General features: G+C 61.8%; 12 protein-coding genes and 1 pseudogene. 5 read left to right on the top strand and 8 right to left on the bottom strand.

What is annotated here, in order from left to right:
• Positions 1-80: 80 nt before the first annotated feature.
• Positions 81-1,193, top strand: a complete 1,113-nt coding sequence (leuB, locus tag EFB14_RS28615; RefSeq protein WP_125845896.1) for a 3-isopropylmalate dehydrogenase — start codon at positions 81-83, stop codon at positions 1,191-1,193.
• Here the strand turns inward: leuB and EFB14_RS28610 are convergent.
• The gene (locus EFB14_RS28610) at positions 1,174-1,440 is read right to left on the bottom strand and encodes a hypothetical protein (protein WP_126829938.1); all 267 of its coding nucleotides are present in this window, start codon (positions 1,438-1,440) and stop codon (positions 1,174-1,176) included. The genes leuB and EFB14_RS28610 overlap by 20 nt on opposite strands.
• On the opposite strand from EFB14_RS28610, the gene lpxE reads away from it, so the two are divergent.
• Positions 1,431-2,183 carry a lipid A 1-phosphatase LpxE gene (gene lpxE / locus EFB14_RS28605; RefSeq protein WP_183605087.1) on the top strand — a complete coding sequence of 251 codons (753 nt, stop codon included), beginning with the start codon at positions 1,431-1,433 and terminating at the stop codon, positions 2,181-2,183. The two genes, EFB14_RS28610 and lpxE, sit on opposite strands and share 10 nt — an antisense overlap.
• Positions 2,184-2,217: 34 nt before the next feature.
• On the opposite strand, the gene EFB14_RS28600 is transcribed toward lpxE, so the two are convergent.
• The 5 genes from EFB14_RS28600 to EFB14_RS28580 all read right to left on the bottom strand — a co-directional run bounded on the left by EFB14_RS28600 (position 2,218) and on the right by EFB14_RS28580 (position 8,591).
• Positions 2,218-4,104: an MFS transporter gene (locus EFB14_RS28600; protein ID WP_126829934.1), complete on the bottom strand. Its 1,887-nt coding sequence runs from the start codon at positions 4,102-4,104 to the stop codon at positions 2,218-2,220.
• Between the two features lie 215 nt (positions 4,105-4,319).
• Positions 4,320-5,579, bottom strand: a complete 1,260-nt coding sequence (locus EFB14_RS28595; protein ID WP_126829932.1) for an FtsX-like permease family protein — start codon at positions 5,577-5,579, stop codon at positions 4,320-4,322.
• Positions 5,576-6,268, bottom strand: a complete 693-nt coding sequence (locus tag EFB14_RS28590) for an ABC transporter ATP-binding protein (RefSeq protein ID WP_126829930.1) — start codon at positions 6,266-6,268, stop codon at positions 5,576-5,578. Before EFB14_RS28590 ends, EFB14_RS28595 begins: the two co-directional genes overlap by 4 nt.
• 6 nt (positions 6,269-6,274) lie before the next feature.
• Positions 6,275-6,736 (bottom strand): hypothetical protein, encoded by a 462-nt coding sequence (locus tag EFB14_RS28585; protein WP_126829928.1) that lies wholly within the window; start codon positions 6,734-6,736, stop codon positions 6,275-6,277.
• 100 nt (positions 6,737-6,836) lie between these two features.
• Complete coding sequence (locus EFB14_RS28580) at positions 6,837-8,591, bottom strand: alkaline phosphatase (protein WP_126829926.1); 1,755 nt, start codon at positions 8,589-8,591, stop codon at positions 6,837-6,839.
• Between the two features lie 69 nt (positions 8,592-8,660).
• Between EFB14_RS28580 and EFB14_RS33280 the strand changes: the two are divergent.
• The 3 genes and pseudogenes from EFB14_RS33280 (at position 8,661) to EFB14_RS28570 (ending at position 11,123) form a co-directional block, all read left to right on the top strand.
• Positions 8,661-8,891: pseudogene (locus tag EFB14_RS33280) on the top strand (hypothetical protein).
• Between the two features lie 111 nt (positions 8,892-9,002).
• Positions 9,003-10,037, top strand: a complete 1,035-nt coding sequence (locus EFB14_RS28575; RefSeq protein ID WP_126829924.1) for an aspartate-semialdehyde dehydrogenase — start codon at positions 9,003-9,005, stop codon at positions 10,035-10,037.
• Between the two features lie 264 nt (positions 10,038-10,301).
• Complete coding sequence (locus EFB14_RS28570) at positions 10,302-11,123, top strand: lytic murein transglycosylase (protein WP_126829922.1); 822 nt, start codon at positions 10,302-10,304, stop codon at positions 11,121-11,123.
• Between the two features lie 51 nt (positions 11,124-11,174).
• Here the strand turns inward: EFB14_RS28570 and EFB14_RS28565 are convergent, their stop codons facing one another.
• Entirely contained in the window at positions 11,175-12,794 is a 1,620-nt protein-coding gene (locus tag EFB14_RS28565) for a GGDEF domain-containing protein (RefSeq protein WP_126829920.1), read from the bottom strand.
• Positions 12,795-12,891: 97 nt separating this feature from the next.
• Positions 12,892-13,533 (bottom strand): carbonic anhydrase, encoded by a 642-nt coding sequence (locus tag EFB14_RS28560; protein ID WP_125845888.1) that lies wholly within the window; start codon positions 13,531-13,533, stop codon positions 12,892-12,894.
• Positions 13,534-13,559: the final 26 nt, after the last annotated feature.

Here is a 13,559-nt window from a genome sequence, read left to right as displayed (position 1 = left end):
ACCGATTCACCCCTTCTCTCGCTTGAAATGCCCATTTCCGGGGTCTAAGAAGCCGCAACTTGTTTTTCCAGGAGGGTTTCATGACAGCGCGCAATCTTTTCCTGCTGCCGGGTGACGGCATCGGTCCCGAGGCCATGGGCGAGGTCCGCAAGATCATCGCCTATATGAACGAGGCGATGAATGCCGGTTTTGTCACCGACGAAGGCCTTGTCGGCGGCAGCGCTTACGATGCCCACGGCGCGGCGATCTCCGAAGGCGACATGCAGAAGGCGCTCGCCGCCGATGCCGTTCTCTTCGGCGCCGTCGGCGGTCCGAAATGGGATAGCGTACCTTACGAAGTGCGTCCGGAAGCTGGCCTGCTGCGCCTGCGCAAGGATCTGCAGCTCTTCGCGAACCTGCGCCCGGCGATCTGCTACCCGGCCCTTGCCTCGGCCTCCTCGCTGAAGCCGGAACTGGTCGAAGGTCTTGATATCCTGATCATCCGCGAACTGACGGGCGGCGTCTATTTCGGTGAGCCGAAGGAGATTATCGACCTCGGCAACGGCCAGAAGCGTGGCATCGACACGCAGGTCTACGATACCTACGAGATCGAGCGCATCGCCGGCGTCGCCTTCGAAATGGCCCGCACGCGGCAGAACCGCGTCTGCTCCATGGAAAAGCGCAATGTCATGAAGTCGGGCGTGCTTTGGAACCAAGTGGTGACCGAGACGCACAAGGCGAAATATTCCGATGTCCAGCTCGAACATATGCTCGCCGATGCCGGCGGCATGCAGCTGGTGCGCCAGCCCAAGCAGTTCGACGTCATCGTCACCGACAATCTCTTCGGCGACATGCTCTCCGACGTCGCCGCCATGCTGACCGGCTCGCTCGGCATGCTGCCCTCGGCCTCGCTCGGTGCGCCCGATGGCAAGACCGGCAAGCGCAAGGCGCTCTACGAACCGGTACACGGCTCGGCGCCCGACATTGCCGGCAAGGGCGTCGCCAATCCGATCGCCATGATTGCCTCCTTCGCCATGTGCCTGCGCTACTCCTTCAATCTGGTGAAGGAAGCCGACGACCTGGAAAAGGCAATCGCCAACGTGCTCGACAAGGGTATCCGCACCGGCGATATCATGGCCGATGGCTGCAGGCAGGTCGGCACCGTCGAGATGGGCGATGCGATCCTCGCCGAGTTCAAGGCGCTTTCGGCCTGATATATTTCACGTGAAACAATATCCAGCCCTTCGCATCGCGCATGCGAGGGGCTTTTTCATCGGGAGCAAAGATCCGCATCACGCTTGGCCGAATTATCCGAAACGGACTATTCTCGGCCACAATCTCGTGTATTTTTGCGCCGGATTTCAACGAGCGCGCAATCCAGGTGAGAGAGCGCCCTTGACGTGTTCTGTCGGACGCGCTGCGCTCCAGGGCAAATTCGAACGGATGATGCAATGCGGGCATTTTGGGCTTCCCTGGACAGGCGCTGGCGCCGGAGCGGCGTCGGCATGCCGCCTTTGCGCTGGCAGGCCTGTCTCTTCATCACGCTCAATGCCGCGATCCTTTCCATGCTGCTCTTCGATGCGCCGGTCGGCGCCAGCGAAGCTCCCGCACCCGTGAAGCACCTCGGCGAGATGTTGACCGGTTTCGGCGATTCCGCCTGGCTGATCTACACCAGCATCCTGCTCTTCTTTCAGGGCAGGGCGGGCTACAAGCTCTTGAAGACGGCCCGCTCCAGGGCGCAGGCGCTTTATGTCAGCTGGATCGGCGCCTATCTCTTCACCACCATCGTCTTGTCAGGCCTTCTCGCCAATCTGTTGAAGCGGGCGATCGGCAGGGCGCGCCCCGAGCATTTCCACGACTACGGCATCTTTTCCTTCACGCCTTTTTCAGGCCATGCCGCTTTCGAAAGCTTTCCGTCCGGCCATTCCACCACGGTCGGCGCTTTCTTCGCCGCCTTTGCTCTTCTGTTTCCGCGCTACCGCGTTGCCTTCATCACCTGCGCCATCTGGCTCGCCATGACCCGCGTCATGGTCGGCGCTCATTATCCGAGCGACGTCATGGCCGGCCTTGCCTTAGGCGCCTGGTTCTCGCTGCTGACGGCGATTGTCTTTGCTCGCTGCGGCCTGCTCTTCAAACTGGCGCCGGATGGCTGGCCGATCTCGAAGCAACTGTTCCCGGACATGAAAAAGCCCGGCGCTTTGTGAGCGCCGGGCCTTTTTCGTCAAGCTTGACCGCAGATCAATCCATTGCGTGGATATCTCTGTTCTTCGTTTCCGGCAGGAAGATCAGGCCAATCACCAGCGTGATCGACGCAAAGACGATCGGGTACCAGAGACCGTAATAGATATCGCCCGCGGCAGCGCTCATCGCGAAGGCCGTCGCCGGCAGCAGGCCGCCGAACCAGCCGTTGCCGATGTGATAGGGCAGCGACATGCCGGTATAGCGGATGCGAGTCGGGAAGAGCTCCACAAGAAGTGCGGCGATCGGGCCATAGACCATCGTCACGTAGATGACGAGGACGAACAGGATCGCGATCGTGCCGATCCAGTTGACGCGGGCGGGATCGGCGGCCATGGCGAAGCTGCCGCCATTGGCGATGTTGTAGACCGCCATGTCGGTGACGCCATTGGCCTCATCCGCCGTCAGCAGCTTGGTTTCGACCAGCTTGGCAGCCGGCACGGTTTCCTTCTCGCCGGCGCGCACGGCATCGGCATTGAGCGCCAGTTCCGGGTTGGCGGCGATGAAGGCATCGAGCTTGGCGTCTGCCACCTTGACGGCGCCACGCTTCAGCGGGTAGCCGGCATCGTGGAGCGCGATGTTGACGCCCTTTTCGAAGGCGGCGGTCATGCCCTTCGCCTTGTCGCCGGCGGCGATGGCGTCGAAGCTCGTGATCGTCTCGTTGCCGACCTTCACCGTTGCCGGCTGTCCGGCGGGACCGGGCACGACGTCATACGGCACCGAGTTCTTCGTCAGGAACGCCGTCGCCACGTCGCAGGAGCTGGTGAACTTCACCGTGCCTGTCGGGTTGAACTGGAACCTGCAATCCGACGGATCGGCCGTGACCGTTGCGCGAATCGTTGCCTGTGCTTCGGCGAGCGCCGGGTTCGCTGTCCAGGTCATCGCCTTGAACAGCGGATTATAGGTTACCGCCGCGATGAGAAGACCTGCCATGATGATCGGCTTGCGGCCGATCTTGTCGGAGAGGCCGCCGAAGATGACGAAGAACGGCGTTGCCAGGAACAGCGCGATGGCGACCATGATGTTGGCCGACTGCAGATCCACCTTCAGCACGTTCTGCAGGAAGAACAGCGCATAGAACTGGCCGCCGTACCAGACGACCGCCTGGCCCATGGTGGCGCCGAGAAGCGCGATGAGCGCGATCTTGGCGTTCTTCCACTGGCCGAAGGCTTCGGTCAGAGGCGCCTTGGAGCCCTTGCCTTCCGCCTTCATACGCTGGAACGCCGGCGATTCGTTCATCTTCAGACGGATCCAGACGGAGACGCCGAGCAGGACGACCGAAACCAGGAACGGGATACGCCAACCCCAGGCGGCGAATTGAACCGGACCCATCAGATATTGAACCAGGACGATGACGATCAGCGACAGGAACAGTCCGAGCGTCGCCGTCGTCTGGATCCAGGAGGTGAAGTAGCCGCGGCGCCCGTTCGGCGCATGCTCGGCGACATAGGTCGCGGCACCGCCATATTCACCACCGAGCGCTAGGCCCTGGAGCAGGCGAAGCCCAATCAGGATGATCGGTGCTGCGATACCGATGGTGGCCGCGCCTGGCAGGATGCCGACGAGGAAGGTCGACAGACCCATGATCAGGATCGTCACCAGGAAGGTATATTTACGGCCGACGAGATCGCCGAGACGACCGAACACCAGCGCGCCGAAGGGACGCACCAGGAAGCCTGCGGCAAAGGCGAGCAGCGTGAAGATGTTGCGCGTTGCCTCGGGATATTGGGTGAAGTAGGTCGCGCCGATATAGGTGGCGAGCGAACCGTAAAGATAGAAATCGTACCATTCGAAAACGGTGCCGAGCGAAGATGCGAAGATGACCTTCTTCTCCTCGCCGGTCATCGGACCGGCCTTCGCGCCGTCGATGCTTGCGACATTTGCCATTGTCTGTCCTCCACAGAGTGATGAGCAACGCGCGCGACCTGCTCTCCTCAAAGCATATCCCCGGCCGCAACACGCCTGACGAGAGTGTGCCAGAAAAGACAGGCCGCAAAGAGAGATGCTTTGGGATTATGACTTTAGTATAAGAACGGCCCGCTTTCGCCACGTCGCGCTCTTCGCCGCCGAAACGGCTTTGCCGGTTTGCAACGGCGGGTCTGCTACGCCCTCAGCGCCTGCGCCGGCGATTGCCGATAGGCGAGCACCGCCGGCAATGCGGCGAGAATCGCGGCAAAGGCAAGCAGCACCCCGGCAAGACCGGCATCTTCGCGGGCGAAGCCCACCGGCATGGCGATACCGCTCGTTTGCGAGAACATGCCTGACAAGGTCAGGGTTACGGCAAACCCAAGCGCGAATCCGAGCCCGACTCCGATTGCCACCAGCGTGAAGAATTCCAGCCAGACGATGCCGAAGATCGCACCGCGTGGGGCGCCGAAGGCCCTCAGCGCGCCGATCTGGCGGCGGCGCTGGCCGATATGGATGACTGTGACCAGAACCAGCGAGGCTGCAACGAGAGCCTGCGCGCCGGAAGCGACCGCGACGAGAATCTGCTTGGCGTCGCCGAGCGTGGCGTAGAGATTGGTCAGAACTTCGCCGGGAAAGACAGCGACGGTATCGCCACTGCGATAGTCCTGCCGCAATTTGTAGGCGTCGGCGATCGTCTTCGGCTTGACGAGAATGGCGGGAAGGCCGGGAGCATCCGCGCTCCAGGTCTCGTCGAGCGCGGCATCCGGGTCGATTTCGCCGTGATGTTCATGCGCATCGTGTTCGGCGCCGGCCTGCTCATGATCGTGCTCGGCCTCCTCTGCGCCTTCCGCTCCCAGGCCATGAATATGCCAGACGGCCTGGATCGGAACGAGAATGGCCCGGTCCCAGGCGGTACCGGTCGGCCGCAGGCGGCCGGCGATATGATAGACGAGCCCGGTATGGGTCTCGCCCCCATCTTCCGCCGAACCGTGCATCGGCTTGATCTCGCCGCCGAGCGAAAGCCTGACGGCGGAACCGATCACAGCCTCTCCCTCGCGCGCGAAAACCTTGCCCTCGGCAAAGCCGCCGGACAGCTTATCGGCCAGCGTCGCAGTCGTGCCGACGATCGGATAGCCGGAGAAGGAATCGCCGAAGCCGATCGGGGCTGCCCAGTCGACGCGGGGATCCCCGGCAAGCCTCGCCAGAACCTCACCCGGCATCAGCGGCAAGGGCGAGGGCTGCAGGAAGACGGAGGAGAGCACAAGTTGCGTCTCACTGCCGCCCGCGCCGATGACGAGATCGAACTTGTCGGCGGCGCGCGCGCTGCCGAGGCGAAGCGCCCGCTCCTGCAGCACGACGGAAACGCCGAGCGCGGTTGCAAGCGCCACCAGCAGCACGACAACAAGCGAGCCCGCCCAGAGGCGGCGAAGATCGGTGAGGATGAAGCGGATCATGCGACCTCCCCGGCCGTCGTGGCGGAATCCTCGCTGATCCGGCCGCCACCGAAGGTGATGCGCCGGTCGAGGCGGCTGGCGAGGCGCTGATCGTGCGAAACGACGATCAGCGTGCTGCCTTCGGCAATGGCAAGATCGAGGATGAGATCGCCGACTGCCTCGCCGCTTTCGGCATCGAGGCTGGCCGTCGGTTCATCGGCAATGATGACGCCGGGCTTGCGCAGCAGCGCGCGGGCAATCGCTACGCGCTGCATCTCGCCGCGCGACATGGTTTCGATCTTCTGACCGGAACGGGAAAGGCCGACCGTGCTCAAGAGCCCATGCGCCCGCTCGATGAGATCGGCCGTCGCAGCGCCGGCGAGACGGGCGGGCAGAAGCACGTTTTCCAGCGCTGACAGGCCGGGGAAGAGATGGAACTCCTGCATAACGAGGCCGATATTGGCAGCACGGAACCGGTCGCGCCGGCTCTCGGCAAACCCCGCAATATCCTCGCCATTCCAGCGGATGCGGCCCTGCCGTGTCCGCTCCAGCCCGGTGACGATATTGACGAAGGTGCTCTTGCCGGAGCCGGACGCCCCGGTGATGGCGACCCTGCTGCCGGCATCGATCGACAGGCGGCCGATCGCCAGCGCCGGCGAGGACAGGCCTGGGAAGGTGACGGCAAGATTTTCGATATCGAGAGCGAGCATATCGGTTCAGACGGAGGAATATTCGGCTTGGCGGATGCGAAGCAGGCTGACGAAGCCGGTTTCCGGATCCGTCCAGGAGCCATATTCCAGTGTGCCGCGCACTTCGATCGTCTGGCGCGGCTGCACGAAGGTCTGCTTCTCCCCGAGGTAGACGACGACGATATTATCCGGCCAGTCCGCATCCGAGGAACAGAACGGGCAGAGCGACATCGGCACTTCGGTGAGCACGAAGAACTGCGCCTCGGCCTTCAGCGGCGGCGCCATGAAGCCCTTCATGCTGATTTCCTGGCCGGCAAGGCGCTTCACCTTGTCGGAGAATTCGAGGCCGAGCACGCCGAACTTGCCGTAGAGCTCGCCGAAGCTCAGCGAGGGATCGGCGGCACGAGCAAGAGAAGTGGTGAAGGGAAGCGCGACGGCCGCGCCGATCAGCCGGCGACGGCTGAGATGCAGCGAAGAGAATATGTCCATGGCGACCTCCAAAAAACCGAAGCCCGGCCGCGCAGCGGCCGGGACCATGATCGATGAAAGAGACAAGGCCGGCAAGCAGCCTCGTCAAATCAACTTAGGATCAGTTCGTCTGCTTGGAGCCGAGGGCAAAGGTATCGGCGAGTACACGATAGACGTCGCTCTGTTCCATGTAGCCATGGAATTCTTCCGAACCCGGGCCAGCCGACTGTAGGACGACGTCGTCGACCGCATGGACGCCGCTTTCGCTGGTCTTCGGAAGATTGCCCTGAACCAAGACCGCGCCGGGAACATCCTTGTACTGTTCGTTGGCGACATATTCCTTCTTTTCATTCTGGACAGCCGGAACGAACGGGCCGTCGAGCTTCGGACGGAAGGTCTCGTAGTGGTCAGGGCCGTTGTTGGCGCTGAGGAACAGGCGGCGGCTGACGTCGACCTTGTCGGGATAACCGTCGCCGTTTTCATCCTTGTAGTTCGGGAAGCCGGCTTCGGCGTAGGTCCCGACCTTTTCGCGCATCTCCGTGCCGGGCTTTTCGTCATCGACGGTGCCGATGATGGATACGCCGTGCGTGTGGTCGCCGGTGACGACGATCAGCGTATCGGGATGGGCCTTCTGGAATTCGCGGGCCGCGCCGATCGCCTGGTCGAATTCGATGGTTTCGAAGACGGCGCGATCCCAATCGAGCGGATGGGACATCTTGTCGATCGAGGAACCTTCGACCATCAGGAAGAAACCGTCGGGATTCTTGGAGAGACGGTCGAGCGCAACCTTGGTCATCTCGACGAGGCCCGGCTGGTTCGGGAACTTGTCGACGGTGCCCTTCTTCAGGAACTCGCGATCAAGGGTGACGTCCATGTTGCCGGTGTGGAAGAGACCGAGGAGATTGCCGTCAGCCGATGCATTGGCTGCAAGCTCGTTCTTGTCGGTCGCAAGCTTGTAGCCGGCTTCCTGGAACAGCTTGATGTAATCCTGATTGTCCTTGCGCTTTGAACCGGCGACTTCCTTGCCGAGGAAATAGGCCGAGCCGCCGCCAAGGAGAACTTCCGGCTTGACGTCGAGCAGCATACCGACGACATCGGCCTTGTCGCTGCGGTTGCGGGTGTGGGAAACGACTGCAGCCGGCGTGGCGTCCTCGACTTCAGCCGTCGCGACGATGCCGATGGACTTCTTGGTCGTGCGGCGAAGGGCTTCCGCGAAGGTTTCGACACGCGGGTCGTCAAGCGAGGCCGGCGTGCGGTCCGCGTAGACGCCGAGCGCGTTGACGGCGGTCTTATGACCCGTCATGTAAGCCGACATGGTGTTGGCCGAGTCCGTGGAAACCGCGTTCGTCGACGACGTGCCGATAAAGGCCATGCGGTCGAGGTCGTCCATGTTCAGGCGGCCGTTCGCCTTGCCCTCGGTCATGCCCTTGGACATGATGCGGGCGGCGGTGCGATGCGCAACAGAAAGCCCGTCGCCGAGCAGGAAAATGATGTTCTTGGCCTTCGGCTGGCCGGCGGTCTCGTAAACGTTCCAGGTGACTGACTTCGTTTCGTCGCCGGCGGCGACCTCGACCTTATAGGCGCCGGGCGCGGAAATCTTCAGACCGCGCAGCAGCAGAGCGGAGCCGAGAGCCTTGTCTTCCTTGCCCTTTTCCAGCTCGACGAACTGCGCCTCGCCCCCGAGAACGGTCTTGTAGTCCTGGCCGTTGACCGTGATCTTCACGTCTTCAGGCTTGACCTGCTTGTTGAGCTCGACCTTGAAATCGAACGGCGAACCGACGAGAATCGTCGCGCGATCAAGCGGATACACTGTCGTCGCCTGGGCGGCGCCCGCGAGGATGGTGGTGGCCGCAAAGGCGGCGAGAAGCGTACGCATGGAAAACCCCCGTTTTCGTTGCAGACAATTGTCAACCGGGCCGGGATACCTGCCGGGGATGACAACGGCATGACAAAAGGTCGCAGGGTCGCGGCCGCCGTGCCGACCTGAGGCCAGGCGCGCAAAAACCTTGACTCCTGTGGAAAACCTTCTAAGAGCAACAGCGGAAAAGGAATATCCATGGTTCGCGACGAACACGCCATTGCCGAATGCAATGACCGGGCACAGGTTGCCGGGGTGGATATTGCCGTTCCGGTTTCTTCCAAAACCAAGGCCAAAACGACGACGAAAACCGTCTGACGTCTCTGGCCTGCCGCTCTCTCCCCGGCTCGGCTGGGGACAGGAAGACGCGATCCGTCGCGCCTTTCCCCTCACCGGACAAGAGGAGAGAAGAGAAAGAGAGCTTGAGAAATGGGTTTCAAAGTAGCAGTTGCGGGAGCCACCGGAAATGTCGGCCGGGAGATGCTCAACATCCTCTCCGAACGAGGCTTCCCCGCCGATGAGGTCGTGGCGCTTGCCTCCGCGCGTTCGCAGGGAACCGAGGTTTCCTATGGTGACCGGACGCTGAAGGTCTCCAATCTGGAGAATTACGATTTCTCCGACACCGATATCTGCCTGATGTCGGCCGGCGGCGAGGTTTCCAAGAAGTTCTCGCCGAAGATCGGCCAGCAGGGCTGCGTCGTCATCGACAATTCGTCGGCCTGGCGCTACGACGCTGACGTGCCGCTGATCGTGCCGGAAGTGAACCCCGACGCCATCACGCAATTCACCAAGCGCAACATCATCGCCAACCCGAATTGCTCGACCGCCCAGCTGGTGGTGGCGCTGAAGCCGCTGCACGACTTCGCCAAGATCAAGCGCGTCGTCGTATCGACCTACCAGTCGGTCTCCGGCGCCGGCAAGGATGGCATGGATGAGCTCTTCAACCAGACGCGCGCCGTCTTCGTCGCCGATCCGATCGAGAACAAGAAGTTCACCAAGCGTATCGCCTTCAACGTCATCCCCCATATCGATTCTTTCATGGAGGACGGCTACACCAAGGAAGAGTGGAAGGTGCTGGCCGAGACGAAGAAGATGCTCGACCCGAAGATCAAGGTGACCTGCACGGCCGTGCGTGTGCCTGTCTTCATCGGCCATTCGGAATCGGTCAACATCGAATTCGAAAACGAGATCACCGCCGATCAGGCCCGCGACATCCTGCGCGATGCGCCCGGCTGCCTCGTCATCGACAAGCGCGAGAACGGCGGCTACATCACGCCATATGAATCCGCTGGTGAGGACGCGACCTACATCTCGCGCATCCGTGAGGATGCGACGGTCGAAAACGGCCTCAACATGTGGGTGGTCTCCGACAACCTGCGCAAGGGCGCGGCGCTGAACGCCATCCAGATCGCCGAGCTGCTCGTCAATCGCGGCCTCATCAAGCCGCGCAAGCAGGCGGCCTGATACCATTTGTAAACCATAACATGCTAAAGCCCTGCTGATGATGGCAGGGCTTTTTGCCGAGTTGAGGATGCGCCCGTCTATAAGCATCTGCTGAAAGGTGATCGTGACAAAATCGCCTTCGGCTGGCATTCTTGCCCGGCGTCAAGCAATGCATGCCGCCTAACCCGTGCATGGGTGAAGGCAGTATGAAACGAAGACTTGAGGCGCGTCGTACATTCCCATGCGAGGCGACGCGCTTTAGCAGATCGGAAGCGGGGTTTCTCGATGCGCATGACAAAGTTGTTTCTGGCGGCCGCCGCGGCGATGGGCGTCCTCCATGCGGTACCGGCGTTCGCGCAGGGCGCGCAATGCGGCAATACCAGCGCCGGCTTCGAGGCCTGGGTTGCCGATTTCAAGCAGACCGCAGCGGCCAATGGCGTCAGCCAATCGGTCTTGAGCCGCGCCTTCGCCAATGTCAGCTACAACAAGCCGACGATCGCCGCCGACCGCGGCCAGAAAAGCTTCAAGCTGTCCTTCGACGCGTTCATGCAGAAGCGCGGCGGTGCCGCCGTCATTTCCCGCGGCCGTTCGATGAAAGCCGCCAACCAGGCGCTCTTTGCCTCGATCGAGCGCCGTTTCGGCGTTCCGGCCGGCCCGCTGATCGCGATCTGGGGCATGGAAACCGGTTTCGGCAGCTACATGGGCAACCAGCACACGATGTCGGCTGTTTCCACCCTTGCCTATGACTGCCGTCGTTCGGATTATTTCACCGACCAGCTCTATGCCGCACTCCAGCTCGTCTCTGAGGGTTATCTGAGCCCGCAGGCCAGGGGCGCTGCCCATGGCGAAATCGGTCAGACGCAATTCCTGCCGCGCAATGTCGTACGCTTCGGCGCCGACGGCGATGGCGATGGCCGTGTCGATATGGTCGGTTCCCGCGCCGATGCGCTCGCGTCGACCGCGAATTTCCTCAAGGGGCATGGATGGCGCCCCGGCGCCGGCTATCAGCCGGGAGAACCGAATTTCGTCGCTATCCAGGGCTGGAACGCCGCAAGCGTCTATCAGCAGGCGATTGCCTATATCGGCCAGCAAATCGACGGCAGATAAGCCATCATCGATAAGGATATCCGGAAACGCCGCTGCGATATGCGGCGTTTTTTATATGCGGGAATCGAAACCGCCGCCCGATGCCGTCTTGCGTCGATCCTCCTGCGTCATCACGGGCACGGTCGGTCCCGAGACGACGCAATTGCGGCCGGAGGCCTTGGCGGCATAAAGCGCCAGGTCGGCGCGCTTGACCAGGTCCTCGAAGTTCCGGTTGAAGGCTTCGTTTGCCCGGCCGGCGCATCCGAAGCTCGCCGTGACCTTGATAAGATCGCCGCCCGGCAAAGGGATTTCCGCCGCTTCGATCGCCAGCCGCACGCACTCTGCAACGGTAGCGGCGTCGTCAGGCGTCGAATCCGGCAGAAGCGCCAGGAACTCCTCGCCGCCATGGCGCACCAGCAGATCGAAGGACCGGAAATTCTCGCGTGCGACGCTTGCGACATGCCGCAGCACGGCGTCGCCGGCATCATGGCCGTTGATATCGTTGATCTTCTTGAAATGATCGAGGTCGAAGAGCACGACGGAGATCCAGCGTGACCCGTGCTCGGCCTGCGTGAGAAGCGCCGATGCGGCGACCTCGAAGCCACGCCTGTTGTAAAGGCCGGTCAGAAGGTCGGTTTGGGCGGCATTACGCAACTCGCCCACCAGCATCTCGCGATCCCGCGTCAGCCGGTCGATCAGGCGCAGGCCCCTTGCCGCCAGCAACGTCACCAACGTGGCGAGAATGAGCAGACCGGCGCACAGCGAAAGAATCAGCGTCAGGTGAATATGCGAGCGCGTCGAAAGGCTTTCACCGGTCTCGTGAATGTCTCTCGCCGCCTCGACGATCTTCTGCTGCAGAAAGGCCATCCGTTCGTTCTGCGCGGCCGCCCAGATGTCGCGCACGGCGTGTGTCGGCCGTGATCCGGCAAGGATGGAATCGGTGATCGCATTCGCCTTCACCTGGCTGGCGTGAGCGAGATAGGCGACGATGTCACGCGCAGTCGGCGCGGAGGAATGGAAAACCATATGCTCCATGCCCTCGCCGATCATGACCTTGCCCTGCACGAACAGCTCCACCGGAAACCTGGCGGAAAGGCCCTGGTCGAGGTAACGGGTGCCGACAATGGTGATCAGCCTTTCGCCGTAATAGGTCAGCAGGATGCCCATCAGCTGGTTGGATTTGTCCAGCAGCACCGGATCGCTGATCAAAGGTGAAAGCGCATCGACGATAGCCAGTTGTTTGAGAGCCGCGAACCAGTAAATGGAACCGGGATCGCTGTGGGCATAGCGACCCTGGTCGACGGCGCTGCGTGTGGCGACGATGCGGCTGTAGGCAAGGCTGAGAGTCGCCAGTTCGTCGGCCAGCCCCGCGTCGAGCGTATCTCGCGAGGGTAGGCTGGCATAGAAAGCCCGGCGCTCGTCATCGAGCGTCACTCGGCTTCTCTGCATGTCGATGGCAGTCCGGTCGCTGGGATGGGCGAGGTAGCGGCGGGTAGCGCCGATTTCGCTCAGGATCTCCGTGGCGGCGATGGACCCGCCACGGGCGAGCACATCGGCAAACTGCCGGTCCTTCTCGAGATCCCTGTATTGCTTGACCGAGGATCGTATAACGACGATGCCTTCAATAATCATGAAGACGAAGGGCAGCATGATAGCCGCCAGGATGACCCTTTTGATGGTTTCGAACTTCATCGCCAATCGCCACGGTGAGCAAAAACGTCGGTCGTGCGCAACCAATTGACGACGAGCTTATCAACAATTCTTAAAAAAGTGATAAAGCGGCGCGTCCCTAGATTTCGGGACGAATGAAGTCGCGCGTCTCGGCATCCATGACCCAGAGTTCACCGGTCGAGATGTCGAACCAGGCGCCGTGAAGATGCATTTTTCCCGCTTCCTCGAGCGCCTTGATGTCAGGGAAGGTTCTGAGATTATTGATCGAATTGCGGATGGAGACACGCTCCAGCGCAGTCTGCCGTTCGGCGGCCGTCATCACGTCGTTGCTCTGGATCTGCTCGGCGGCAGGTTTGACCAGCGACATCCAGCGGCCGATGAAATCGCCGGGCGACAGCGGCTCGGCATTCGGGTCGAGCGCTGCGCGAATGCCGCCGCAGCGACCATGGCCCATCACGACGATATCGGAGACCTTGAGCGCCTGCACCGCAAATTCGAGCGCCGCCGACGTCGAATGGAAATGACCGTCCGGCTCGTAAGGCGGCACCATGTTGGCGACGTTGCGGATGACGAAGAGCTCACCCGGGCCGGCATCGAAGATCAGCTCCGGTGCTGCACGCGAGTCCGAGCAGGCAATAACCAGCGTGTGGGGACTCTGACCGTTTTCGGCAAGCTGCCGATACCTGTCGCGGGCGTCGGCATAACGCCCGTGCATAAAGTTGCGATAGCCGTCCAGAAGAGGTGTTGGAAAACGCTGCATGCTTCTGGATTAGCGCGCACGAACGA

The organism is Rhizobium fabae (genome assembly GCF_003985135.1).
Lineage (GTDB): Bacteria > Pseudomonadota > Alphaproteobacteria > Rhizobiales > Rhizobiaceae > Rhizobium > Rhizobium pisi.
This window is presented reverse-complemented; position numbering and strand designations above follow the sequence as displayed.